The sequence below is a fragment of the Streptomyces sp. CA-142005 genome (genome assembly GCF_050942335.1).
GTDB lineage: Bacteria > Actinomycetota > Actinomycetes > Streptomycetales > Streptomycetaceae > Streptomyces.
This window is the reverse complement of record NZ_CP192078.1, coordinates 3,402,820-3,426,270: the sequence shown is the minus strand read 5'-3', so window position 1 is coordinate 3,426,270 and position 23,451 is coordinate 3,402,820. Positions and strand designations below refer to the sequence as shown.

Here is a 23,451-nt window from a genome sequence, read left to right as displayed (position 1 = left end):
CTCCGCGCTGGACGAATGTGTCCGCCTTTCTCTCGTAAAGCCGGCCTGGGGGGCGCCGGAAAATCTCCGCGTGGTGAGCCCGGAGGTGGCCCTCGAGGCACTTCTGGCGCGCCAGGAGAACGAGCTCCTGGTGCGCCAGCAGCAACTCGCGGACGCGCGGACGGAAGTGTCCCGGTTCATCGACGACTACAACGCGGCGCATCAGGACCTGCGGGGCTCGGCGATCGAACGGCTCAACGGCCTGGAAGAGATACGGCTGCGCATCGAGGGGCTGACCCGGAAGTGCGAGTCCGAGCTGCTCGCCTTCGCGACCGGCGGTCCGCAGAGCGAGGCGAGCCGCCTGGCCAGCCAGCCCCTCACCCAGGACCTGGCCCTGCGCGGCGTGGCCATGCGCAGCGTCTATCTGGAGAGCGTCCACAACGACCCGGCGACGGTGGAGCACCTGCGCTGGCTGCACTCCCACGGCGACGAGGTGCGCACCACGGCCTCGCTGCCCTGCCGGATGCTGGTGTTCGACCGCGTCCACGCCGTGGTGCCCACCGATCCCGACGACTCCGCGGCCGGAGCCCTCGTTGTGAACGGCCGCGGTGTCATCGTCGCGCTCTGCGAACTCTTCGAGCGGGTATGGGCGAACGCCACCCCGTTCGCCGATGGCCGGCCGCAGCACAGGGAGCGCAGCGAGGGGGAGCTCACGCCGCAGGAAAAGGCCGTCGTGCGGCTGCTCGGCGAGGGGCTCACGGACGAGGTCGTCGCCCGCAAGCTGGGCGTGTCCGTACGCACCGGGCGCCGGATCACCGCCGAGCTGATGAGCCGGCTCGGCGCCCGCAGCCGTTTCCAGGCGGGGTTGCGCGCCGCCCAGCTGGGCTGGGTCGACGAAGCAGAAGCCGTATAGGCCGCGTATAGCCGCCCATTCCACCCTCGACCCATCACACGGACGGCTCAGTCGCCGGACGCCGGCACGGATCCCTCATTGGAGTCGAGATGACCAACGCGAGCGTTACGAACGGCCTTGACGCTGCCCGCAAGCAGGAGATCAAGGAGATCGTCTGCGACATCCTCGAGATCGACGAGGACGAGGTCACCGAGACCAGCCTCTTCAAGGAGGAGCACGACGCGGACTCCCTCCGCGCCATCGAGATCCTCGCCGCTCTGGAGCGGACGCAGAAGGTGACCATCGACCAGGCCGAGCTGAGCCGGATGGTCAACCTGGAGGGCGTGTACGCGGTGGTGGCCGAAGCCGCCCAGCACTGATCGCCGTTCTCGATCGCCGGATGGGTGAACTTCGATGAATGCTTCGATCAGCACGGACACACGCGTTCGCAGCGGTCGCCAGGTCCAGGGCCGCGGGGCCGACGGGCGCCGGGTGGTGATCACCGGGCTCGGTGTGATCACCAGCATCGGCATCGGTGTCGAGGCCTTCACCGCCGGACTCCGTGAAGGACGCAGCGGCGTCAAGCCGATCACCGCGTTCGACACGACCGGGTTCGCCCATGCCAACGGCTGCGAGGTCACCGACTTCGAGCCCGGGCGCTGGATCACCCGGCAGCACCCCGAAGAGCTGGGCCGGGCGAGCCAGTTCTCGGTCGCCGCCGCGCGGATGGCGGTCGAGGACGCGGGCCTGACCGCGGCCGACGTACGAGCTCGCCGGTCGCTGGTGTCCGTGGGCACCACGGACGGGGAATCCCGCGATCTGGACCAGCTCGTCGCCGCGGGCGTGGCGACCGGCCCCGAGAAGTACGACCCCGTCGTCGCCCGGCGCGTCCCGGCCGGACGCCTGTCGGCCGGCATCGTCCGCGAGCTCGAACTGGAGGACGTGGAGGCCGTGACGATCCCGACCGCGTGCGCGGCGGGGAACTACGCGGTCGGGTACGGCTACGACGCCCTGCGCAGCGGCGACGTCGACATCGCGCTGTGCGGGGGCGCCGACGCCGCGTGCCGCAAGACGTTCACCGGTTTCTACCGGCTCGGCACGGTCGCTCCCGAGGTCTGCCGTCCCTTCGACAAGGACCGCGAAGGCATTCTCACCGGAGAGGGCGCGGGCATCCTCCTCATGGAGAGTCTCGACTCCGCGCTCTCCCGCGGGGCCCGGATCTACGCCGAGGTCCTGGGCTACGGGCTCGCCTGCGACGCACTGCACCCGGTCGCCCCGGACCGCGACAGCGTCGCGCGGACCATGGAGATCGCCCACCGCAACGCGGGCGTGACCCCGGACCAGATCGACTTCGTCTCCGCGCACGGCACCGGAACCAGGGCGAACGACATCACCGAGGCGGGCGCCATCCGTCAGGTCTTCGGCGCGGACGCCATGCCGCGCACCGTCTCCATCAAGTCGATGATCGGCCACAGCATGGGCGCGGCCAGCGCCGTCGCCGCCGCCGCCTGCGCGCTGGCGATCACCGAGGGGTTCATTCCCCCGACGATCAACCACCGCGAGACCGACCCCGAATGCGCCGTCGACTGCGTGCCCAACGAGGCCGTGAAGGCGGAGCTGAACGTGGTGCAGAACAACGCCCTGGCATTCGGGGGCAACAACGCCGTCCTGATCCTCGGTGCTTACCGGAGGGCGGCATGAGCTGGATCGTGACCGGAATGGGCGCCGTCGCGAGCATCGGCCGCAGCGTCGAGGAGATCTTCGACTCGCTGGTCGCCGGCCGCAGCGGACTTGCGCCGCTGCGCGGATACGACCGCGACAAGTTCCGTGCCCGGGTGGCCTACGAGATCGACGACCGCCCGGCGCCCGGCGTGGACCGGCCGTTGCGGGCCACGCGCTGGCTGGAGCAGGCCGTCGCGGCGGCCGCGGCGGACGCGGGGCTCGGCGACGACCTGTCACGCGTTCCGGTGCTGGTCGGCACCACCCTGCGCGAGTTGCGCTCGGTGGAACTCTCGTGGCGCGACAACATCCCCTTCGACGCGTCCGATCTGCACTTCGGCACCATGCTGCGGCGCCGCTTCGGCGCCGCCGACACCCACACCGTGGCCAACGCGTGCTCGGCCTCGCTGTACACCCTGGCCCTGGGCGCGGATCTGCTCGACCAGGGTGCGGCGGACACCGTCGTCGTCGCCGGTGTCGACACCATCACCGAGAGCACCTACGGGCTGCTGGACCGCTGCTACCCCGAGGCCCCCGACCGGGTACGGCCGTTCGACCGGGGCCGGCGCGGCATGCTCCAGGGCGAGGGCGCGGTGGCCGTGGTGCTGCGCAGGGAGAGCGACGGGCCCGGCGCCGCGCCCCGAGTGCACGCCAGGGTGCGGGGCGTCGCGGTCAACTGCGACGCGTACCACCCCTCGGCACCCGACGCCAAGAGCATCGCCGCGGTGGTCCAGGAGGCGCACCGGCGTTCCGGCGTGCGGCCCGCCGACATCGACCTGGTCATGCTGCACGGCACCGGCACGCCGCTGAACGACGAAGCCGAGTCCACCGCACTGGGTTCGGTGTTCACGGGGCTCGCCGCGTCGCCGTACATGACGGCCATCAAGTCGATGACCGGTCACACCGCGGGCGCTTCGGGGCTGCACAGCCTGGTCACGGCCGTCGACGTCATGCGGACGGGGATCGTCCCGCCCACCGTGTACCTCGACGACCCCGTGGACGCCGTCGCGGGCTTCCGCCTGGTGCGAGGCACGGCCGAGCGGCCGCGGCAGCCGCTGCGCGTCGCGCAGATCGACTCGTTCGGGTTCGGCGGACTCAACGCCGTGGCGGTCGTGGAGCGGGCCGAGGGCCCCGGCAGCGCCGCGGGGCATCGGGAGGGAGCGGACCAGTGAGGAGCGTACGCACGGCGCCTGCCGTGATCACAGGACTGGGCACCGCGGTCCGCGGGGTGCCGGGACCGCAGGACCTGCTCAGGCCGCTGCCCGCGGACCACCGCCAGGCGGTGGACCCGGTCTCCCGGCTCACCGGGCGCGGACTGCGGTACAAGGACCGGGCCACCAAGCTCGCCATGGTGGCGGCCCGGGACGCCTTGCGCGCCGCCGGACTCACCGACGGGACGGGCGCCCTGACGGTCCCGGGCGAGAGCGTGGGCGTGACCGCGAGCACCAACTACGGCAACGTCGACACGGTCTGCGAGACCGTGTCGACCATCGCCGAGTCCGGCTACCTGGCGACCAGTCCCATGATGCTGCCCGCCACCTCCAGCAACGTCGTCGCCTCCTGGGTCGCCATCACCCACGGGTTGCGCGGCGCCAACCTGACGCTGTGCAACGGGCCGACCTCCGGACTCGACGCCGTCAACTGGGCCCGGCTGCTGATCGCTTCGGGCCGGGTGGAGCGGATGCTCGTCCTCGGGGTTGAGCCCGACAATCCGGCCGTACGGCATGTCACGGGGGTGCCGGAAGCCGCCCCGGACGAGCTGGGCGATGCTCCCGACCTGTTCGACGGTTCGGTGGCGCTCGTGGTCGAGTCGGCCGCGTCGGCCGAGGCCCGCGGGGTGCGCCCGCTGGCCGCCATCGGCCCGTACGCCCGCCGGGGCGGCCACGCCGACGCGGTCGCCGAGGTGCGGGCCCTGCATCCGGGCCGGGTGGGGCTGTGGTGCGTACCCGAGCATCCCGAAGGGGTGCGAGCCCCCGCACCGGGCCTCGGCGCCGGGGTGGGCAGCGTCCCGGTGCACGACCTGACCGCGCTCCATGGCGCTTCGTCCGGCGCGCTCGGCGTGCTGCAGTGCGCGGCGGCGGCCGTTTGGCTGGAAGGCCGCGGCGGAGCGGACGACGACGTGGTGCTCGTCAGCGCGGGCACCGGCGACGCGGGCGGGGACGACGCGAGCGCGGCGCTGATCCTGACCGTGCCGGACGCCGTCGCGCCCCGGCTCGCGGGCACCGCCCGATGAGGACGCAGGACCCGCCGGGCGGGGATGCCGGGGCCGGCCCCGCCGGCTCCGGCGGATCGGGTGCCCCGGCCGGGCCCGGTGGGCTGCTGGGGCGGGGTGGACACCGCGTCGCCGTGGTCCGCCGCCGGCGCGCGCCCCGGGCCGCCGGCCGACCGGTCCGGGTGCTGCTCCTGCACGGGCTGGCCGGCAGCACGTCCGTGTGGCGGGCATACGAACGGCTGGCACTGGCCGGCGTCGAGATCTGGGAAGCCGTGCTGCCGTGGGGGGCCGAGGGAGATCCCGAGTGGAGCCGGACGGACGACCCGGCGGACCACGTCGAGCACGCCCTGGACGGGGTGCCCGGCGGGGCGGACGCGGTCGTCGCGCACTCCTTCACCGCGGGGCCGGCCCTGGAGGCCCTCGCGCGCCGGGGTACCGGCCACGGGCCACGGGCCGCGGTGGTGGTCGCCCCCTTCCACCGGCGCAGCCCCGAACAGTTCACCTGGGACGACGCCCTGTACTACCTCGGCGGCTTCCACCGCATCCTGGAGGAGGGGCTGAGAATCAGCGCGGGGGACCGCATCCGGCCCGACCTGCGCAGCGCTATGGCGCAGCGGGTGCGGGACCGGATCGGGCCGTACGGCTGGCAACAGTTCTTCGGCGCGTATCTGCGCAGTCCCTGGCTCGACGTCGACGCGCTGCGCCTGCCGGTGCTCGTGGTGGCCGGCGCGGACGACTTCGCCGCCCCGCCGGACGACGCCAAGGCGCTGGCCGCCGCCCTGCCCGACGGCAGGTTCCAACTCTTCGGGAGCTGCGGCCACTTCGCCATGGCCGAACAGCCGCAGCGCTTCGCGGACGCGGTGCACGGGCTGCTGGACGAGGTCTTTCCCGGCCTCGCAGGCGGCACGGCACCCACCACCCGCGTCGCCTCCTGACCGTTCCACCTCCCGCTCTGCCACCTTTCCGCAACTCCACCTCTAAGCACCGGAGTCGACGTGACCACCCACACCGCTGACCTCGCCGCCTCGGTTCTCGCCCTGAAGGAACCCAGCCGACTGGAGATCCGCCCCCGCTACGAGGGCTCCAACATCTGCACCTGGATCGGGTTCAAGCATGTCAACTACCTCGTCGAGGAAGCCGTCCTGAACCACCTGAGGCAGGCGGGCATCGCCCCGGGGACCCTCTACGAGGTGTACGGCCTCTGCACGGACATAGTCGACATCGACACCCGCATCCTGCACGCCTTCCACATCGACGACACGGCCGTCGCCGAGGTGAGGCCGCACCGCAGGGCGAAGGACGGCGAACTGGTCTTCGCCGTCACGCTGCACGTGCGGCGCGAGACCCTGCTCAAGGCCGTCACCTCGACCGTGAGGGTGCAGCTCCGCCTCGACCCGCGGGGCGGCGGCGCGCAGCCCGTGCCGGCCGCGCTCGCGCCGTTCGCGGTCGACCGGCTCGCGGCGGAGCCCGGCTGGACGCCGGAGCCCGTCGAGGTGGACCTCGCCGCCGACGACCTGGTCAAGGAACTGACGGCCGGGCGCAACGCCTACGCGTGGAAGTTCCGGATCCCCTACTGGTACTGCCACTTCACCGAGCGCCAGCAGATGTCCGGCTACCTGCGCCTGATGGAGGAGGCCAAGGACCGCCTGGTCGCCGACCGCGGCGTGTCCATCAAGACGCTGCTGGACGAGCAGAACTGGATCCCGGTCGTGCCGCACTCGCGCATCACCGTCCTCGACGAGGCGCGCATGGAGGAGGACCTCTATGTCGTCCTCACCGTCGAGAGCGTCTTCAAGGGCTTCACGTACGACTCGCGCATGGACACCTACGTGGTGCGCGACGGACGGCTCGTGCAGACCGCGACCGGCCGGATCACCCACGGCTACGCGGTGATCGAGAACCGTCGCGACTGGTCCCTGGTGCCCTTCGACGACCGGATGAACGCGGCCCTGGAGGGCCGGACGGCATGAACCACGAGGTCGAGGTCGTGGTCACCGGGGTCGGCGCCGTCACCTGCCACGGTGCCGGCGCGGACCTGCTGTGGCAGGCCATGACGGCGGCCGGTACCCGCCTGCCCGACCGGCCGGCGGACCCGCTCGCCCGCATGGACCTGCCGCTGATCAGCCTGGTGCCGGATCCCGACCTGGCGGCCGAGCGGGCGACCCGGTTCGCCTCGCTCGCCGCCGCCGAGGCGCTGGCCGACGCCGGACTCGACGCCGCGTCCCTGGCCGCCGCCCGTACGGCCGTGGTCCTCGGCAGCTGCATGGGCGAGCCGGGGTCCAACGAGCGTGGCCGGGGTGCCGAGGGATGGCTGCCGCCGTTCCGCCTCGCGACGGCGCTCGCCGGTGAACTGGAGCTGTTCGCCACGGTCCACGATGTCGCCAACGCCTGCGCGGCTGGCGGCTACGCCCTGGGTGTCGCGGCGGACCTGGTGCGCGCGGGCGAGGCGGACATCGTGATCGCCGGCGGGTCGGACGCGTACTCACGGGTGGCGCTCGGCTGCTTCAACCGACTCGGCGCCGTCGACCCCGAGCGCTGCCGCCCCTTCGAGAGCGACCGCGGCGGCACCGTGTTCGCCGAGGGCGCGGGCGTCCTCGTCGTGGAGTCGGCCGCGCACGCCCGGGCACGGGGGGCGTCGGCCCCGTCGTCCTCAAGTCGGGCGCTGAGGTTCGAAGGCGCCGCGTGGAGCTGCGACGCGGACCATCCGACCGCCCCCCGGGCCGACGCCGAGCAGATCGTGCGGGCCATGCGCGAGGCCGTGGGCGACGCGGCGCACGAAGTGGGCTGTGTCATCCCGCACGGCACCGGAACCCGGCTCAACGACGTCCTGGAGAGCCGCGCCCTGCACCGGGTCTTCGGGGAACGCGCCGCCCATCTGCCGCTGTACAGCCTCAAGGCGCTGCTCGGCCACTGTGGCGGCGCGTCCGCCGCGCTCGGCGCGGTCGCGGCGGCGCTGATCCTGCGGCACGGCGTCATCCCGCCGAACGTGCCGCTCAAGGAGCAGGACCCGGAGTGCGAGGTGCTGCTGCCGCAGGGCGCGCCGGTGCCGCTGCCCACGACGGCCCGCCGGGTGCTGGTCAGCGCGTACGGGTTCGGCGGGAACAACGCCTCACTGGTGATGGCCGGCGGGCCGGGACCGGGCGACGGGGGTGAACCGCGGTGAACACCCGGTGTCCGGCTCCGGCCGAACTCGCCGTCACCGGCGTGGGCGTCGTGACCCCGTGGGGCGACGACCCGCGGACGGCCGCGGCCGTACCGTCTCCGGCCGGCACATGGTTCGACCACCGCGAGCGACTCGGCCCCCGCGGCTACAAGTACCTTCCCCCGGCTGCCCAGTACGTCCTCGCCGCGGCCCGTGCGGCACTGGCGGACGGAGGACGTCCCGACGCGTACCCGGCCGACCGGCGCGGCCTCCTGCTCGCCACCAACGGCGGTCTCGCCGGTCTGTTCGACAGCATGGACACGACCGTCGTGGACGAGGGGGCGGCCGGCATCTCCCCGGCCTCGGCCCCCTACTTCGCGGTCAACGTCCTGGGCAACCGGCTGGCCGCCGAGCTCTCGCTGAACGGCTTCGCCCTGACCGTCGCCACCGCACGCACGGCCGCGGTGGACGCGCTGCCCGCCGGCGCCCTCGCCCTGGCGTCGGGCCGGTGCGACACGCTGGTGATGGCCGCGGCCGAGGAGCCCGTCCCGGCCGCCCGGGGAGGCGGGGGCGAACAGGGCGCCGTGGCGTTCACCCTGGAGTCCGCCGCGGCGGCCCGGACCCGGGGGGCCACAGTCCGCGCCACCCTGCGGACCCGCTCGCTGTTCGTGCCGCCGGCGGCGCTGGAGGGTGCCGCCGGGCGCGCCCGCGCCCACCGTGTCCTCGCCGAGGCGCTCGCCCCCCTGGCCGGGCCGGCGGACCCGCCCGTGACCGTCCACCCGGACCTGGACTCCTCCGCGGTCTCCGAAGCGGTGGCGGCCGCGCTCACCGGCGTCCCGGTACGCCGGCCGGAGCCGTCCGCCGCCGACGACCCCGCCGGACCCGGCCGGCCGCTCCCGCCGCGGCGGACCGGCTGCGTGGGCCCCGCCCTGGCCGTTGCCCAGGCCGTCACCGCGCCGGAGGGCGAGGACCGGCTCGTGGTCTGCGCGACCGGCGCCGGTCATGTCGCCCTGGTTCGCGTCCGCCCCCTGTCGCCTCACCACACACAGGAGTCACAGCATGCTGAAACCGCTTGAGGAGAGCTGGTGCCTGATCCTCGGGGCCTCCAGCGGTATCGGCCGGGCCATCGCCCTCGGGCTCGCCGACGAGGGGGTCAACATCGCCGGCGTGCACTTCGACACGGCGGCTCGCGCCGAGGAGGTCGAGGCGCTCGTCACCGACCTGCGCGGGCGGGGCGTCGAAGCACACTTCTTCAACGCCAACGCGGCCGCGCGCGCCACCCGCGAACGGCTCGTCCCCGAGCTCGCCGAACTGACCGGTTCCGGCGGCGGCGTCCGCATCCTGGTCCACTCGCTGGCCTTCGGCACCCTGGTGCCCTTCCTGCCGCGCGAGGGCTGGGAGAAGCAGATCACGGCGCGGCAACTGGAGATGACCCTCGACGTCATGGCCAACAGCCTCGTGTACTGGACTCAGGATCTACGCGCCGCCGGTCTGCTGCGCCCCGGCTCCAAGGTGTACGCGATGACCAGCGCCGGCACCTCGCAGCACCTGCCCAGCTACGGCGCGGTCTCCGCGGCCAAGAGCGCCCTGGAGTCCCACGTCCGGCAGCTGGCGTGTGAGCTGGCGACCAGCGGCATCGCGGTGAACGCCCTGCGCGCGGGCACCACCGACACCCCCGCCCTGCGCCGCATTCCGGAACACGCCGGCTACCTCGAGCGCGCCGCCGAGAACAACCCGCACGGCCGTCTGACGCGTCCCGAGGACGTCGCGGACGCCGTCGCACTGCTCTCCCGGACCGAGTCCTCGTGGCTGACCGGCAACACCATCGGCGTCGACGGGGCGGAGCTGCACGCCGCCGCGGGCGCCTGGGGCTGAGCCCGCCGCCGTTCCCTTCACGACTTCCACCTTCAGGAGCAGACAGCGATGAGTGTCAGTCTTGCCACCGGGGCGGACCCGGACCCCTTGGTCGTATCCGGCTGGTCCGTGGCGTCGCCGTACGGGCTGGGCGCCGAGGCCTTCACCGAAGGCGTGCGGGGCAACCGCGAGGCGGTGCGCCCCGGTGACGGAGCGGCGGACCTCGGCCCGTACGAACGGGCTGGCCGCATACCGGACTTCGACGTGCGGGCCGTGCTGGGCCGCAAGGGGACCCGGGCGATGGACCGCGCCACAGCGCTCGCCGTCGCGACCGCCGGCATGCTGCTGGAGCAGGCCGGACCGGGCCTCGCCCAGGACCACCCGGAAGCGGTGGGCATGGTGCTGGGCACCGGGCACGGCAGCGTGCAGAGCATCATGGACTTCACCCGGGACTCACTGACCGGCGAGAAGCCCTTCCACGTCGACCCGGCGCTGTTCCCGAACACGGTGATGAACCGGGCCGCGGGCCAGAGCGCCATCTGGCACACGCTGCGCGGGCCCAACACCACGGTGGCCGGTGGCGCGTTGACCGGTCTGCTCGCCCTGAACTACGCGGCCCGGCTGTTGCGTCAGCGGCACTGCGAGGCCGTGCTGTGCGGCGCCGTGGAGGAGTTCTCGACCGAGCGTGCCTGGCTGGAGTACCGCGGCCGCACCGGTGGACCGCACCGGCAGCCCGCCGGACCGCTCGGCGAGAGCTGCGCGCTCTTCCTGCTCGAACCGCTCTCCAGGGCCCGCGCCCACGGCCGGACCGCCCACGCCGCGCCGGCCGGTGCCCGGTTCATCGCCTTCACCGACCCCGAGCGGGCCGGAGAGGCCGTCGCCCGGGCCGTCACCGAGGCCCTCAAGGAGGCCGACGTGCGCCCCGAGGACGTCGAACTGCTGGTGCCTTCCGACAGCGGCGGGCCGCTGGGCGCCCGTGAGGACGCGGCGCTCGCGCGCATCTTCGGCGAACACCGGCCGCCCCGGCTGCGGCTGCGCCGGCTGACCGGCGACTGCGGCGCGGCCTCCGCCTCGCTCCAGCTCGCCGCGGCCCTGACAGCCGAGGCGGACCGGCCGGTGCTCGTCACCTCCGTCGACCCGGACGGCCAGACCGGCGCCGTCGTCCTGCGCACCGCAGTCCGGTGACGCAGCCCTCGCACTCGCACACCCATCACCCGAAAGGACGCGTGCACACCATGGCCGACACCACCACATCCGGGCTGGACAAGGAACAACTGCGTGACCTGGTCGCGGAAGTCCTCGACCTGGACGTGGCCGAGGTCACCGACGGCGCCCACTTCATGGAGGACCTCGACGTCGACTCCCTGATGGCGCTGGAGATCACGGTGCGGCTGGAGAAGGAGTACGGGGTGCGGCTCGCCGAGACCGAGCTGGCCTCCATCACCTCCCTCCAGGGCACCTACGAACTGCTCGACCACAAGCTGCGGGAGTCCCGTTGAGCGCCGCCTCGCCACTGGGCGAACTGGAGTTGATCCGCAGCAACGCCGAGGGCGCGGCCACCGTCTTCGAGGCCCCGATGGACGACGACCCCGTCCTCGCCGGTCACTACCCGGGCTTTCCGGTGCTGCCCGGCGTGTTCCTCATCGAGGCCGCCGACCGCACGGTGCGCCAGTGGGCCAGGACCAACGCGCCCGCTGCGGACGGCGCGGACGGCGGTGACGTGGAACTTCTCGCCATGGAGCGCTGCCGTTTCCACCGGCCCGTCTTCCCGGGCGACCGCGTGCTGGCCGACGTGTCCGTCGCCGACAGCGCGGCCGGGCTGCTGTTCAAGGCGGCCGTGGCCACCAACCGGGGCAAGGTCGCGGACATCCGCCTGCGCTATCGCCTCGGGCACGGCCGTGACCGGGAAGAGGGCACGCAGTGACCGGGTACGGCATCGACCGGATCAAGAACACCATCCCGCACCGGGGGCAGATTCTCCTGGTCGACCGGGTCACGCGGGTGGCGCCGGGCGAGAGCCTGACCGCGATCAAGGCCGTCTCCGGCAACGAGCCCTGCTACGCCCGGCTCGGCCAGGACGCCGCTCCGGCCGACTACGCCTATCCGACCTCCCTCGTCATCGAGTCGTGGGCCCAGTCCGCGGTGCTGCTGTCGGTGTGGGAGGCGCCCAACCCGGACGTGCTGGCCGGAAAGGTCGAGCTGGCGGGGTCCATCAACGACGTGACCGTGGGCGTGCGCGCCTACCCGGGTGACGTCCTGGAGCACCGGGTGCGCCTGGTGAAGGCCGTCGACGAGACGGCGATCCTCGCGGGCGCGACGTACGCCGGCGGCCGCGAGGTGCTGCGGGTCGGCACGTTCGTGGTGGCGCTGCGCGATGTGGCCGACCTGCGCCCGGCCGCCGAACGCACCCTGCTGAACGTGTGAGGAGATGACGCAATGTCCGCACAGAGCGACAAGGTCGCACTGGTCACCGGGGGGTCGCGCGGCATCGGCCGCGCGGTCGTCGAACGCCTGGCCAGGGACGGCTACGACATCGGCTTCTGCTACCGCTCCGACGAGCAGGCGGCGGCCCTCGTGGAGAAGGCGGTGCGGGCGCAGGGGCGGCGCGTGCTCTCCCGGCGCGTGGACGTGGCCGACCGCACCCAGGTACGGGACTTCGTCGCCGCGGCCGAGGACGAACTCGGCCCGCCGTCGGCCGCGGTCACCTCGGCCGGCATCACCCGGGACAGCCCGCTGGCCCTGATGCCGGACGAGGACTGGGACGCCGTGGTACGCACCAACCTGGACGGCACCTACAACCTGTGCCGATCGGTGGCCTTCCCGATGATCAGGCGGGGTGGCGGCACGGTGGTCACCCTTTCCTCCGTCGCCGGAGTGGCCGGCAACGCGGGCCAGACCAACTACTCGGCGTCGAAGGCCGGGATCATCGGTTTCACCCGCTCCTTCGCGAAGGAGGCCGGGCGGCACGGGATCCGCGCCAACGCGGTGGCACCCGGCTTCATCGAGACCGACATGACGTCGGCGCTGCCGCCGAAGACGGCCAAGGAGATGCTGGGCCGCATCCCGCTCAAGCGCTTCGGCAGCGCCGAGGACGTCGCCTCGCTCGTCGCCTTCCTGGTCTCGCCCGAGGCGTCGTACATCACGGGGCAGGTCTTCCAGGTGGACGGCGGTATCGCCCTGTGAGTGCCACGGCCCGCGGGGCCCGCCGCGCCAGGCGTCCCCCGCGCTTCTACTTCTCGCTGCGCAGCCCGTACTCCTGGCTCGCCTACCGCGACCTCCTCCAGCGGCACCCGCGCACCGCCGCGGCCCTGGAATGGGTGCCGTTCTTCGAGCCGGACGAGCTGAGCCGCAAGCTGCTGGCCGAAGCCGGTGGCTCCTTCCCCTACACCCCCATGTCCCCGGAGAAGCACCGTTACATCCTCCAGGACGTGCGGCGGCTGGCCGCCGAGCGGGGGCTGGCGTTCAGCTGGCCGGTGGACCGGGATCCCGTGTGGGAGGTGCCGCACCTCGGGTACCTGGCCGCGGCACGGCACGGCAGGGGGCCCGAGTACATCGCGCTCGCCGCCCGGGCCCGCTGGGAACTCGGGCAGGACGTCTGCGACCGGTCGGTGATCGCCGGCTTCGGCGCCGAACTGGGCCTGGACCCCGGGGAACTGGCCGCCGCCGCGGACGACCCGGAGCTGCGTGCGGAGGGGGTGCGGATCCTGCTGGAGATACAGCGTGACGGTGTCTTCGGCGTGCCCTTCTTCGTCGACCACTACGACAAGTACTGGGGCGTCGACCGACTGCCCGCCTTCGTCGCGGCACTCACCGGGAAGAACCCCGCTCTCGCGGAGCCCCCGGACGACCCGGCGATCCCGCTCACCGAGCCCGCACGGTCCGTCGACGACGGGCACGCGGGGGGATGCGGCTGAGCCTGCCGGCCCCATCGCGGCTGTGTCCCGGGGCCGCCGTACGGCATCACCTCCCCTTCAGGGTGCGGTACGGCGGCCCGCCCACGGGCGCGGAGTGAAGGCAAGCCCCTTCTGCCGCAAAGCACCGCAAGGCCGCATATCGGAGATATAGGAGCCGCATAGCGGACGCCGGTTCGCTGGTGCTCATACCGCTGCTGTGCGAAACGCGGCCCAACGAGCCGCAGAGGGTGAGTAGTTGGGGTGACCGACTTCGAGAGCTTCGTCAGTGCACTGCGCCGCAGGGTCGCACGGACACCCGCGCGCAGCGCAGTCCGCTTCAGCGCCGGACAGGCGGAGGAGCACCTGACGTACGCGGAACTGGACGAGCGGGCCCGGGCCGCCGCGCAGTGGCTCGGGCGGCGGGCACGGCCCGGCGAGCGGGTGCTGGTGTCCTGCGGCCCCGGCACCGGGTTCGTCCGTGCCTTCCTCGCCTGCCTCTACGCGGGGGCGGTACCGGTCCCGGTGCCCCTGCCCGGCGGGTTCGGGCGGCAGGAGTCGCGGACCACGGCGATCGCCGCCGACACCGGGGCCCGGCTGGTGCTGACCGACGAGACCGGGCTGCCCGCCGTGACCCGCTGGCTGGAGGCCGGGCGCGCGGAGCTGCCGGACCTGGCCGCGGCCGCCGTGGAGACCGCCGAGCACGCCGGCGACGCTGAGGCCTGGGCCGAACGCCGGGTGGAACCGGGAACCTTGTGCTTCCTGCAGTACACCTCCGGCTCCACCAGCGACCCGAAGGGCGTGATGGTCCCGCACGGCGCGCTCGTGCACAACCTGCGGCTGATGCGCGACAGCCACGGCTGGCACGGCGGTATGACCTGGTGCAGCTGGCTGCCCGCCTACCACGACATGGGGCTCATCGCGATGATGCTGGCCCCGCTCCACCTGGGCGGCACCGCCGTGCTCATGTCGGCCACCGATTTCCTCAAGCGTCCCGTCTCCTGGCTGCGGCTGATCGACCGGTACGGCGCGGACATCAGCTGCGCCCCGAACTTCGCCTACGACCTGTGCGCGCGGCACCTCACCGAGGAGCAGACCGCGGGGCTCGACCTGTCCCGCTGGACCTACGCGTGCAACGGCGCCGAACCGGTCGACGCCGCGACCCTGGACCGCTTCGCCAAGCGCTTCGCGGGCGCGGGCTTCTCGGCGCGGTCCCTGCTGCCCGGCTACGGCCTCGCCGAGGCCACGCTCTACGTCTCGGGAACCCCGGCCGACGAGCTGCCGACGGTGCTGCGCGCCGACGCCGCGGCCCTGGCCCGTGACGAGGTGGCCGAGGCCGGGCCGGGGGCCACGGTGCGGGAGCTGGCCGGCAGCGGTGTGGTGCGCGGCTTGGACGTGCGCGTCGTGGACGCCGCGACCCGCACCGAACTGCCCGAGGGGAGGGTCGGCGAGATCTGGATCCGCGGCGACAGCGTCGCGCTCGGTTACTGGAACCGGCCCGAGGAGACCGAGCGGACCTTCCGCGCGACGACCGCCGACGGCCACGGCCCTTTCCTGCGCACCGGCGACCTCGGGGCGCTGCGCTCCGGCCAGCTGTACGTCACCGGCCGGCTCAAGGAAATGATCATCGTGCACGGGCGGAACCTGTATCCGCACGACATCGAGCGCGAACTGCGCGACATCGACGCGGCCTTCGCCGAGCTGCCCGCCGCCGTCTTCGCGTGCCGGCCCGGCGCCGGCGCGGGCGAGGAGATCGTGGCGGTGCAGGAGGTGCGCGGTCGCGGCCGCCGCGCCGAGGAGCTGACCGCTCTGGCCCGCACCGCGCGGGCCGGGCTCGCACGTCGCCTCGGGGTCCGGGTCGGCGGTGTCGTCCTCGTCAAGCCCGGACGGATCAGCCGCACCACGAGCGGCAAGATCAGGCGCACCCGGATGCGGACGCTGTTCGAGACCGGCGAACTGACGTCGCTCCACGAGGAGTTGTCGGCCGAGCTGCGCGCCGCCTTCCGCGCCCCGGCCGGCCCCACCGGCCCTGCCCACCAGTTGAGCGTGCCGTCCACGCCGGCCGGCGCGGACTGGGATCCCCTCGCACTCGCCAGGGAACTGGAGGTGCGCCTGGGCGACCCGCACGACGAACGCCTGGAGTTCTCCTACCGGCGTGTCGCGGAACTCGACCGGGCGGAGGCGTTCCCCGCGGCGGTCTGCCGGGAACTGGACGCGCTGGGCGTGCCCCGCTGGTTCGTGCCCGCCGAGCACGGCGGCGAGCTGCGCAGCGGCGAGGAACTGCTGCAGCTGATCAGGATGCTGTCCCGGCGCGACTTCACCTCCGCCCTCGCCCACGCCAAGACCTACCTGGGAGCCGTGTCCGTCTGGGTGGCGGGCCGCACGGAGCAGGCCGAGGAACTCGCCGGACGCATCACCCGGGGCGCGGTCGTCTCCCTGGCGCTCACCGAACAGGCCCACGGCAGCGATCTGCTGGCCGGCGGGCTGCGGGCCGAACGCACCGAGCGTGGCTGGCGGCTCGACGGCGAGAAGTGGCTCATCAACAACGCGACCCGGGCCGATCTCGTCTGTGTCCTGGCCCGCACCAGGCAGGAGGGCGGCAGCCGCGGCTTCAGCCTCTTCCTGGTCGACAAGGCCCGGCTCGCCGAGGGCAGTTGGCGCGCGCTGCCGCCGGTGCCGACGCACGGCGTGCGCGGCGCGGACATCAGCGGCATCGCCTTCACCGGCGCCGAGATACCCGCGGACGCCCTGGTGGGCCGGGAGGGAGAGGGCCTGGAGACCGTGCTCAGGGGCTTCCAGATCACCCGCACCCTGTGCTCCGCGATGTCCCTGGGCATGACGGACCACGCACTGCGCATCACCGTCGGCTTCGCCCGTACCCACCGCCTGTACCGGCGCCCCCTCGCCGAACTCCCGCACGCGGCGCGCAGTCTGGCCCAGTGCTATGCCGACCTGCTGGCCATGGAGGCCGTGAGCCTCGTCGCGACCCGCTCCGCGCACACCCTGACCGAGGAGCAGAGCCTGGTGTCGGCCGCGGTCAAGTACCTGGTGCCGACCCTGGGCGACGAGGTGATCGGCACCCTGCGCGGGCTGCTCGGCGCCCGGGCGATGCTGGTGGAGGACTTCGCCGACGGCGCCTTCCAGAAGCTGGAGCGCGACCACCGTATCGTCGGCATCTTCGACGGCAGTACGGCCGTCAACCTCAACTCCCTGATCAACCAGTTCCCCGTGCTCCACCGAGGCTGGCGGGCTGGGCGCGCCGATCTCGACGGGGTTGCCGCGGCCGCCCGGCTGGACGGGCCGCCGCCCGCGCTCGACCACGGCCGGCTCACCCTGTACGCCCGCTCCGGTTCCGGGGTGGTGCAGTCCCTGCCCGGGGCCGTGCGCCGGGTCGAGGAGGCGGCGCCGTCCTCCGTGGCCGAGCGCGCCCGGGCCCTGCTGGCCGTCGCGGAGGAGGTGCACGAGGAGATGGCCGCCCATCGCCACCGGGCGCGTGCCGTGCCCGCTGCGGCGTTCACCTCCGCCCGCAGATACGCCCTGGTGTACGCGGGCGCGGCGAGCGTGCACCTGTGGCTGGAGAACGCCGGCACCGCCCGCGCGACGGGCCCGCTGTGGGAGGGCGCCGCCTGGCTGGACGCCGTGCTGGCCCGGCTGCTGCACCGCCTCACCCGGGTGCCCGACCTGGACGACGCCGACGGTCCCGCCCTGGACGGCCTGCTGCCCGCGCTGTACGCGCAGGCCGACCGGGGACTGCTGTTCTCGCTGCTGCACTGCCCGCTGGCCGAGAGCGTGGCGACCACCGGCCGCACGGCGACCGACCCCACCCGTTCGGCGAAGGACGCGGCATGACGAACCTGCTGACCACCGGCGCGACACAGGCTCCGGCGGACCACGCCACCGCCCTGGAGCGCATCCGGCACCTGGAGGCCCTGCTCGGCGATCCGGACGATCCGGACAACCCCCTCGGCCTGCGGGCCGTCCTCGCCGCCGACGAGCGGGGGGAGCTGCTGCCCGAAGGGGAGCGGGCACTGGCCGGGTTCGGGCTCGGAGCCGAGTTCGTCCCGGCCGCGCTCGGCGGACGCTTCGAACGCGCCGACCGCTTCTCGCTGCTCATGCGGAGCCTGTTCCGGCGCGACTGCAGCCTGGGCATCGGCCACGGCGTCACCAGCTTCATCGCGGGGCTGCCCGTCTGGGCGGACGGCAGCGCCGAGCAGCGGCGCAGGGCGGCCGAGCTGCTGTGCGGCGGCGGCCGGATCGTCGCCGCCTACACCGAGCTCGACCACGGCAGCGACTTCGCCCGCGTCTCGCTCGCCGCGCGGCCCGCACCCGGCGGCTACCTCCTCGACGGAGGCAAGCAACTGGTCAACAACATCGGCCGGGCCGAGGCGGCCGTGCTGTTCGCCCGTACCGACGACCGCCCGGGCAGCCGCAGCCACTCGCATCTGCTCGTGGACCTCGACGCGCTGCCCGCCGCCCGCGTGGACCGCTCCGCCCGGTACACCACCTCGGGCGTGCGGGGGTGCCTGCTCGGCGGCGTCGGCTTCGACGACTGCCCCGTTCCGGCCGGCGCGCTGCTGGGCCAGGAGGGCGGCGCCATGGAGACGGTGCTGAAGGTCTTCCAGGTGACCCGGTGCGTGCTGCCCGGCATGGTCGTGGGCGTGGGGGACGGCCAGCTGCGCGCGGTCCTCGACTTCACGGGGGAGCGGCGGCTGTACGGCGGACCGGTGAGCGCACTGCCCCTGACCCGCTCCGTCCTGACGGATGCCTTCGTGGACCTGCTGATCTGCGACGCGCTGTCCATGGTCGCCGCCCGGTCGCTGCATCTGCTGCCCGAGGAGGCGAGCGTCCGGTCGGCGGCCGTCAAGTACCTCGTGCCGAAACTGCTGCAGGACAACTCGTACCGGCTGGGTGTGCTGCTGGGCGCACGCAGCTACGTACGCGAGGGCCCGTACGCCGCCTTCCAGAAGGCGGCCCGCGACCTGCCCGTCGTCGCGCTCGCCCATGCGAGCGGGGCCGTGTGCCTGTCGAACATCGTGCCGCAGCTGCCCCGGCTCGCCGAGCGGGCCTGGCGACCGGCCCTGGACCGCGCGCCCTGCGCGCCCGCGGTCCCCGAGACGCTGTTCCGTCTCCACGACCCGCTGCCCGAACTCGACTTCACCTGGCTGGAACTGTCCACGCGCGGCGCGGACAGCCTGGCCGGTCACCTCCCGGCGCTCGCCGACGAACTCGACCGGGAGGCCGCCCACCGTCCGGCGGTCGCCGAACTCGCCCGGCTCGCCGACGCGTTCACGGCCGAGCTGGCCGACCTGACGCGGCGGGCCGGCGCCCTGTCGCCCCGGGACCGCACTCCGGTGGCCGGCCGGCGCGCCTTCCTGCTGGCGGAGCGGTACGCCCATCTCCTCGCGGCCGCCGCCTGCCTGGGCGTCTGGCGGGCAGCCGGTCCCGGCGATCCCTTCCTCGCCGACCCGCTCTGGGTCACCGCGGCGCTGCGGCGCCTTGCCGAACACCTCGGCCCGAGCCGGGACCCGCTCCCCGAAAGCGACGTCGACGCCCTGTACGAGGAGCTCGCCGGACGTCATCGGACCGCCCGCACCTTCGACCTGTTCCGCACCGGGCTCGCCACACGTGCCCCGTCCGCCAAGGAAGTTGACTCATGACCGACATCACCGCTCCGTCCGCCGCCTCGCCCGAAGTGATCCGCGCCTGGCTGACCGAACGGGTCGCCTACTACCTCGAGTGCTCACCGGCCGACCTCGACCAGGGTGCGGAACTCACCGAGCTGGGGCTCGACTCCGTGTACGCGCTGAACCTCTGCGGCGACGTGGAGGACCGGTTCGGGCTCGTCGTGGAGCCCACCCTGGCCTGGGACCATCCGACGATCGACGCGATCACCGTGTTCCTCTCGGCCGAACTGGCCCAGTAGACCCGCCTGTTCTGCCGTGACTCCTCCGGGAAGGGGCGACCGTGCCCGAGAAGACGTTCCCAGGCATCCTCTCCACCGTCGGGAACACCCCACTCGTCCAACTCGAAAGACTCCTGCCCCACTTCGGCTCGCGCGTGTTCGGGAAGATCGAGAGATTCAACCCGGGTGGCAGCATCAAGGACCGGTCCGCCCTGGGCATGCTGGTCGCCGCCATCCACAGCGGTGAGGTGGAACCCGGTCGCTCCGTGATCGTCGAGTCCAGCTCGGGCAACCTCGCCGTCGGACTCGCCCAGATCTGCCGTTACTTCGGGCTGCGCTTCATCTGCGTGGTGGACGGCAAGACCACCCAGCAGAACCTCGCCATCCTCAAGGCGTTCCGCGCCGAGGTCGAGGTCGTCACCGACCGTGACGACAAGACCGGCGAGTACCTGCCCGTCCGGCTGCGCCGGGTGCGCGAGCTCGTGGCACAGATCCCGGACGCGTACTGGCCGAACCAGTACGAGAGCCTGCTCAACCCCAAGGCCCACGAGACCACCATGCGGGAGATCGAGGAGAGCCTCGACGGCCGCGTCGACTACCTCTTCTGCTCGGTCAGCACCTTCGGCACCCTGCGCGGCTGCCGCGACCACATCCGGGCACGCGGTCTGGACACCACCGTGGTGGCCGTCGACGCGATGGGCAGCGCCATCTTCGGGCTGGAATCCACCCAGCGGCTCATCCCCGGGCACGGCGCCTCCGTGGTGCCCCCGCTGAAGGACTCCTCCGCGGCCGACGAGGTGGTGCACATCTCCGATCTGGAATGTGTCGTCGCGTGCCGGCGGCTCGTCGCCCGTGAAGCGGTACTCGCGGGCGGCTCGTCCGGAGCCACCGTGGCCGCCCTGTGGAAGATCAGACACCGCATTCCGGAGGGCTCGAACTGCGTCCTCATCTTCCCCGACGGCGGCGACCGCTATCTCAACACCATCTACTCGGACACCTGGGTGCGGGAGAACTTCGGTGACGTCTCACACCTGTGGAAGGACTGACGGTCCATGCTCATGTCCGCCGGCCAGGAAGCGCTCTGGGTCGCCCACCAACTGGACCCGGACAGCCCCGCGTACAACGTCGTACTCGCCGTGCGGCTGCGCGACCGGGTCCGCACCGACGTCCTGCAGGAGGCGCTGACCGCGCTCGTGGCCCGCCACGAACTGCTGCGCTCCCGCTTCCCCGCGACCGACGAGGGCCCGGCACGCCGGGCCGATCCGCCCGCGACGGTGCGCCTGGACGTCCGCGAGGTCCCCGACGCCGACGAGGCCGAACTGGTCCGGCTCGCGGGCCGGGCCGGGCGGGAGCCGTTCCGGCTCGGCCGGTCGGGTGCCTTCCGCGCGGTGCTGCTGCGCCGGGCCACCGACGACGCCGTCCTCGTCACCGTCACCCACCACATCGTCAGCGACGCCACCTCGCAGTGGCTGCTCGTGCGCGACCTGTTCGCCGAGTACGGGGCACGTACCGGGCAGCCCGCCCGGGCGGCGGCCGCGGCGGTGTCCGGCTGGGACGAACACGTGCGGGCGGAACGGGACTTCGTGACCTCGCCGCGCGGCGCGCGGGCGGCCGCGTACTGGCGGGCCGTGACCGAGGGACTCGAGGCGGCCGCGCTGCCCACCGACCGGCCACGACCGCCGCAACGCACCCTCAACGGGGCCACCGACGAGTTCGCGCTCGACCCGCCGACCGCGCTGCAGCTGCGGGAGACCTCGGCGGAGCGCGCCGCGACCCCGTTCGCCTGGCTGCTCGGCACGTTCCAGGCGGCGCTGCACCGGTCCGGATGCGGCGACGGGTTCCTCATCGGCTGCCCGGTCACCACCCGCTTCACGCCCGGCACGCGGGAGGCCGTCGGCTACTACGTCAACATCCTTCCGATCGCCGCCCGCCTCAGTCCCGCGACGACGCTGGCGGAGACCGTCGAATCGGCGCAGCGGCAGCTGCGCACCGGCATGGCCCACGCCCGCCACCCTGTCGAACTCCTGGCCGGCGGCCCGGCCCGCGGGCCGCTGTTCCGGATCTCCTGCACCCTGGTCGCCGCCGACCGGCTGCCGATCGAGGGCCTGTACGAGGGCCCGGTGCGGCTCGGCGGTGTGCGGGCCGAGCTGTGCGACGTGCCGCAGCAGGAGGGCCAGCTCGACCTGACCGTCGAGATCATCCAGGACTCCCGCGGCTTCCGGGCGGTGCTGCGCTACAACACCGACCTGTTCGACGCCGACACCGTCGAACGGTTCGGCGACACCTGGCAGCGCCTGCTCGGGGCGTCTCTCGACGCCCCCGCCACCAGGGTGGCCGACGTCGCCCTCGTCGCCCAGAACGACCTGGAGTTCCTTCTGGCGCTGGGGTCGGACACGCCCTGACCGGGTGGCGTAGGGGCGGCCGTATGAGCCGTATAGGGCGCATATAGCGGCGGAACCCACCATCGCCTGGTCAACAGTGCCCTGCCCCCGCCCGTCCCGCAGAGAGGGAACCCCATGCTGATCCTCCGACGCACCGACGTGACGGACGTCCTGTCCGGCCGGGAGACGGAGATCATCGACCTCGTCGCCGACACCTACCGGCTGCACGACGCGGGACAGACGTCCCTGCCGCACTCGGTGTTCCTGCGCTTTCCCGAAGAGCACCACAGCCGCGACCGCATCATCGGCCTGCCCGCCTACCGCGGCGGCGAGCGGCCCGCCGCGGGAATGAAGTGGATAGCCTCCTTCCCCGGCAACGTCACCTCCGGCACCGAGCGGGCGAGCGCCGCCATCCTCCTCAACTCCCTCGCGCACGGCCGTCCCCTCGCCCTCGTCGAGGGCGCGGTGATCTCCGCCCGGCGGACCGCGGCGAGCGCCGCGCTCGCCGCCAGGGAGCTCACCACGGCACGCCCGCCGGCCTCCGTCCTGCTCGTCGGCTGCGGCGTGATCAACCTGGAGATCCTGCGCTTCCTCGCCGCCGCCCTGCCGGACCTGCGCGAGGCCGCCCTCTACGACACCGACCCCGCGCGCGCCGAGGCATTCGCGCTCCGCTGCGCCGAGGAGGTGCCCGACGTGAAGGCCCAGCCGGTGAGCGACCTGGCCGCCGGGCTCGGCGCGCACCGACTGGTCTCGCTGGCCACCACCGCGGCGACCCCGCACATGACCCTCTCCGACTGCGGGCCGGACACCACCGTGCTGCACGTCTCGCTGCGAGACCTGACGGCCGAGGCGATCCTCGGCGCGGTCAACGTCGTCGACGACGCCGACCACGTCTGCCGCGAGCGCACCTCCCTCGACCTCGCCCAGCAGGCCGCCGGGAACCGGGACTTCATCGCCGCGCCGATCGGCGCACTGCTGCGCGGCACCGCCACCGTGCGCCGGCAGCCGGAGCGACCCGTCGTCTACTCCCCGTTCGGCCTCGGCGTACTGGACGTGGCGCTCGCCGAGTTCGTGCGCGAGGAAGCCGGACGGCGCGGCCTCGGAGTCCGCGTCGACGACTTCCTGCCCGTCTGAGCCCTCGGGGCGCCGCTCGCGCGCCGCGCCCGGCGCGGACCCATCGCACCGCCACCCGTACCGGCGGCCCGGCCGGGGCCGCCGACCGCATCCACGAAGGAGTTCCCCATGACCGCCGAGCAGACCGAAGGCCCCCGCCAGCGCGTGGTGTTCAACGACGAGGAGCAGTACTCGCTGTGGCCCGCCGGGCGGGAGCTGCCCGCCGGGTGGCACGCCGAGGGCACCGAGGGCACGCGCGAGGAGTGCCTGGCCCGGATCGCCGAGGTGTGGACCGACATGCGCCCGCTGAGCCTGCGCCGTCACATGTACAAGTCCTCCGCGGTCTGAGTCCGCGTCCGCCCGACAG

Annotated in this window: 23 protein-coding genes; all 23 read left to right on the top strand. The window is 73.4% G+C overall.

Annotated features, from left to right (window positions below; translation table 11 throughout):
• Window positions 1-70: 70 nt before the first annotated feature.
• The 23 genes from ACQPXS_RS16180 (at window position 71) to ACQPXS_RS16070 (ending at window position 23,432) form a co-directional block, all read left to right on the top strand.
• The gene (locus ACQPXS_RS16180; RefSeq protein WP_433449975.1) at window positions 71-892 is read left to right on the top strand and encodes a helix-turn-helix transcriptional regulator; all 822 of its coding nucleotides are present in this window, start codon (window positions 71-73) and stop codon (window positions 890-892) included.
• Between the two features lie 89 nt (window positions 893-981).
• Window positions 982-1,251: an acyl carrier protein gene (locus ACQPXS_RS16175; protein WP_365721463.1), complete on the top strand. Its 270-nt coding sequence runs from the start codon at window positions 982-984 to the stop codon at window positions 1,249-1,251.
• A 34-nt stretch (window positions 1,252-1,285) separates the two neighbouring features.
• The gene (locus ACQPXS_RS16170; RefSeq protein ID WP_433449974.1) at window positions 1,286-2,572 is read left to right on the top strand and encodes a beta-ketoacyl-[acyl-carrier-protein] synthase family protein; all 1,287 of its coding nucleotides are present in this window, start codon (window positions 1,286-1,288) and stop codon (window positions 2,570-2,572) included.
• The gene (locus ACQPXS_RS16165; protein WP_433449973.1) at window positions 2,569-3,762 is read left to right on the top strand and encodes a beta-ketoacyl-[acyl-carrier-protein] synthase family protein; all 1,194 of its coding nucleotides are present in this window, start codon (window positions 2,569-2,571) and stop codon (window positions 3,760-3,762) included. Before ACQPXS_RS16170 ends, ACQPXS_RS16165 begins: the two co-directional genes overlap by 4 nt.
• Window positions 3,763-3,785: 23 nt before the next feature.
• Complete coding sequence (locus tag ACQPXS_RS16160; RefSeq protein ID WP_433449972.1) at window positions 3,786-4,823, top strand: beta-ketoacyl synthase N-terminal-like domain-containing protein; 1,038 nt, start codon at window positions 3,786-3,788, stop codon at window positions 4,821-4,823.
• A complete protein-coding gene (locus tag ACQPXS_RS16155; protein ID WP_433449970.1) occupies window positions 4,820-5,737 on the top strand; it encodes an alpha/beta fold hydrolase in 918 nt (305 codons plus the stop codon). Before ACQPXS_RS16160 ends, ACQPXS_RS16155 begins: the two co-directional genes overlap by 4 nt.
• Before the next feature lie 60 nt (window positions 5,738-5,797).
• On the top strand, window positions 5,798-6,772 hold the full coding sequence (locus ACQPXS_RS16150) for an acyl-CoA thioesterase (protein ID WP_433449969.1): 975 nt from the start codon (window positions 5,798-5,800) through the stop codon (window positions 6,770-6,772).
• Window positions 6,769-7,965 (top strand): beta-ketoacyl synthase N-terminal-like domain-containing protein, encoded by a 1,197-nt coding sequence (locus ACQPXS_RS16145; protein ID WP_433449968.1) that lies wholly within the window; start codon window positions 6,769-6,771, stop codon window positions 7,963-7,965. Before ACQPXS_RS16150 ends, ACQPXS_RS16145 begins: the two co-directional genes overlap by 4 nt.
• On the top strand, window positions 7,962-9,020 hold the full coding sequence (locus ACQPXS_RS16140; protein ID WP_433449967.1) for a beta-ketoacyl synthase N-terminal-like domain-containing protein: 1,059 nt from the start codon (window positions 7,962-7,964) through the stop codon (window positions 9,018-9,020). The genes ACQPXS_RS16145 and ACQPXS_RS16140 overlap by 4 nt, the downstream gene beginning before the upstream one ends.
• Entirely contained in the window at window positions 9,004-9,819 is an 816-nt protein-coding gene (locus ACQPXS_RS16135; RefSeq protein WP_433449966.1) for an SDR family oxidoreductase, read from the top strand. The genes ACQPXS_RS16140 and ACQPXS_RS16135 overlap by 17 nt, the downstream gene beginning before the upstream one ends.
• A gap of 48 nt (window positions 9,820-9,867) precedes the next feature.
• On the top strand, window positions 9,868-10,983 hold the full coding sequence (locus ACQPXS_RS16130) for a beta-ketoacyl synthase N-terminal-like domain-containing protein (protein ID WP_433449965.1): 1,116 nt from the start codon (window positions 9,868-9,870) through the stop codon (window positions 10,981-10,983).
• Window positions 10,984-11,033: 50 nt separating this feature from the next.
• The gene (locus ACQPXS_RS16125; RefSeq protein WP_433449964.1) at window positions 11,034-11,297 is read left to right on the top strand and encodes an acyl carrier protein; all 264 of its coding nucleotides are present in this window, start codon (window positions 11,034-11,036) and stop codon (window positions 11,295-11,297) included.
• Window positions 11,294-11,722: a 3-hydroxyacyl-ACP dehydratase FabZ family protein gene (locus tag ACQPXS_RS16120; RefSeq protein ID WP_433449963.1), complete on the top strand. Its 429-nt coding sequence runs from the start codon at window positions 11,294-11,296 to the stop codon at window positions 11,720-11,722. The genes ACQPXS_RS16125 and ACQPXS_RS16120 overlap by 4 nt, the downstream gene beginning before the upstream one ends.
• Entirely contained in the window at window positions 11,719-12,222 is a 504-nt protein-coding gene (locus tag ACQPXS_RS16115) for a 3-hydroxyacyl-ACP dehydratase FabZ family protein (protein WP_433449961.1), read from the top strand. The genes ACQPXS_RS16120 and ACQPXS_RS16115 overlap by 4 nt, the downstream gene beginning before the upstream one ends.
• Before the next feature lie 12 nt (window positions 12,223-12,234).
• Window positions 12,235-12,981: a 3-oxoacyl-[acyl-carrier-protein] reductase gene (gene fabG, locus ACQPXS_RS16110; RefSeq protein ID WP_433449960.1), complete on the top strand. Its 747-nt coding sequence runs from the start codon at window positions 12,235-12,237 to the stop codon at window positions 12,979-12,981.
• Window positions 12,978-13,712 carry a 2-hydroxychromene-2-carboxylate isomerase gene (locus tag ACQPXS_RS16105; protein WP_433449958.1) on the top strand — a complete coding sequence of 245 codons (735 nt, stop codon included), beginning with the start codon at window positions 12,978-12,980 and terminating at the stop codon, window positions 13,710-13,712. Before fabG ends, ACQPXS_RS16105 begins: the two co-directional genes overlap by 4 nt.
• 240 nt (window positions 13,713-13,952) lie before the next feature.
• The gene (locus ACQPXS_RS16100; RefSeq protein WP_433449957.1) at window positions 13,953-17,537 is read left to right on the top strand and encodes an AMP-binding protein; all 3,585 of its coding nucleotides are present in this window, start codon (window positions 13,953-13,955) and stop codon (window positions 17,535-17,537) included.
• Complete coding sequence (locus tag ACQPXS_RS16095; RefSeq protein ID WP_433449956.1) at window positions 17,534-19,345, top strand: acyl-CoA dehydrogenase; 1,812 nt, start codon at window positions 17,534-17,536, stop codon at window positions 19,343-19,345. The genes ACQPXS_RS16100 and ACQPXS_RS16095 overlap by 4 nt, the downstream gene beginning before the upstream one ends.
• A complete protein-coding gene (locus tag ACQPXS_RS16090; RefSeq protein WP_433449955.1) occupies window positions 19,342-19,611 on the top strand; it encodes an acyl carrier protein in 270 nt (89 codons plus the stop codon). The genes ACQPXS_RS16095 and ACQPXS_RS16090 overlap by 4 nt, the downstream gene beginning before the upstream one ends.
• Before the next feature lie 41 nt (window positions 19,612-19,652).
• Window positions 19,653-20,636: a 2,3-diaminopropionate biosynthesis protein SbnA gene (gene sbnA, locus ACQPXS_RS16085; RefSeq protein ID WP_433449953.1), complete on the top strand. Its 984-nt coding sequence runs from the start codon at window positions 19,653-19,655 to the stop codon at window positions 20,634-20,636.
• A gap of 6 nt (window positions 20,637-20,642) precedes the next feature.
• On the top strand, window positions 20,643-21,992 hold the full coding sequence (locus ACQPXS_RS16080; RefSeq protein ID WP_433449952.1) for a condensation domain-containing protein: 1,350 nt from the start codon (window positions 20,643-20,645) through the stop codon (window positions 21,990-21,992).
• 114 nt (window positions 21,993-22,106) lie between these two features.
• Entirely contained in the window at window positions 22,107-23,105 is a 999-nt protein-coding gene (gene sbnB, locus ACQPXS_RS16075) for a 2,3-diaminopropionate biosynthesis protein SbnB (protein WP_433449950.1), read from the top strand.
• Between the two features lie 108 nt (window positions 23,106-23,213).
• Window positions 23,214-23,432 (top strand): MbtH family protein, encoded by a 219-nt coding sequence (locus tag ACQPXS_RS16070; RefSeq protein ID WP_433449948.1) that lies wholly within the window; start codon window positions 23,214-23,216, stop codon window positions 23,430-23,432.
• The last annotated feature ends 19 nt before the right edge of the window (window positions 23,433-23,451 follow it).

Excerpts from the sequence above, each read along its gene's own strand:
- ACQPXS_RS16095 (WP_433449956.1), top strand. The coding sequence starts at position 17,534 with ATGACGAACCTGCTGACCACCGGCGCGACACAGGCTCCGGCGGACCAC.
- ACQPXS_RS16135 (WP_433449966.1), top strand. The coding sequence starts at position 9,004 with ATGCTGAAACCGCTTGAGGAGAGCTGGTGCCTGATCCTCGGGGCCTCC.
- fabG (WP_433449960.1), top strand. The coding sequence starts at position 12,235 with ATGTCCGCACAGAGCGACAAGGTCGCACTGGTCACCGGGGGGTCGCGC.
- ACQPXS_RS16125 (WP_433449964.1), top strand. The coding sequence starts at position 11,034 with ATGGCCGACACCACCACATCCGGGCTGGACAAGGAACAACTGCGTGAC.
- ACQPXS_RS16130 (WP_433449965.1), top strand. The coding sequence starts at position 9,868 with ATGAGTGTCAGTCTTGCCACCGGGGCGGACCCGGACCCCTTGGTCGTA.
- ACQPXS_RS16165 (WP_433449973.1), top strand. The coding sequence starts at position 2,569 with ATGAGCTGGATCGTGACCGGAATGGGCGCCGTCGCGAGCATCGGCCGC.
- ACQPXS_RS16145 (WP_433449968.1), top strand. The coding sequence starts at position 6,769 with ATGAACCACGAGGTCGAGGTCGTGGTCACCGGGGTCGGCGCCGTCACC.
- ACQPXS_RS16070 (WP_433449948.1), top strand. The coding sequence starts at position 23,214 with ATGACCGCCGAGCAGACCGAAGGCCCCCGCCAGCGCGTGGTGTTCAAC.
- ACQPXS_RS16155 (WP_433449970.1), top strand. The coding sequence starts at position 4,820 with ATGAGGACGCAGGACCCGCCGGGCGGGGATGCCGGGGCCGGCCCCGCC.
- ACQPXS_RS16080 (WP_433449952.1), top strand. The coding sequence starts at position 20,643 with ATGCTCATGTCCGCCGGCCAGGAAGCGCTCTGGGTCGCCCACCAACTG.
- ACQPXS_RS16170 (WP_433449974.1), top strand. The coding sequence starts at position 1,286 with ATGAATGCTTCGATCAGCACGGACACACGCGTTCGCAGCGGTCGCCAG.
- sbnB (WP_433449950.1), top strand. The coding sequence starts at position 22,107 with ATGCTGATCCTCCGACGCACCGACGTGACGGACGTCCTGTCCGGCCGG.
- ACQPXS_RS16175 (WP_365721463.1), top strand. The coding sequence starts at position 982 with ATGACCAACGCGAGCGTTACGAACGGCCTTGACGCTGCCCGCAAGCAG.
- ACQPXS_RS16090 (WP_433449955.1), top strand. The coding sequence starts at position 19,342 with ATGACCGACATCACCGCTCCGTCCGCCGCCTCGCCCGAAGTGATCCGC.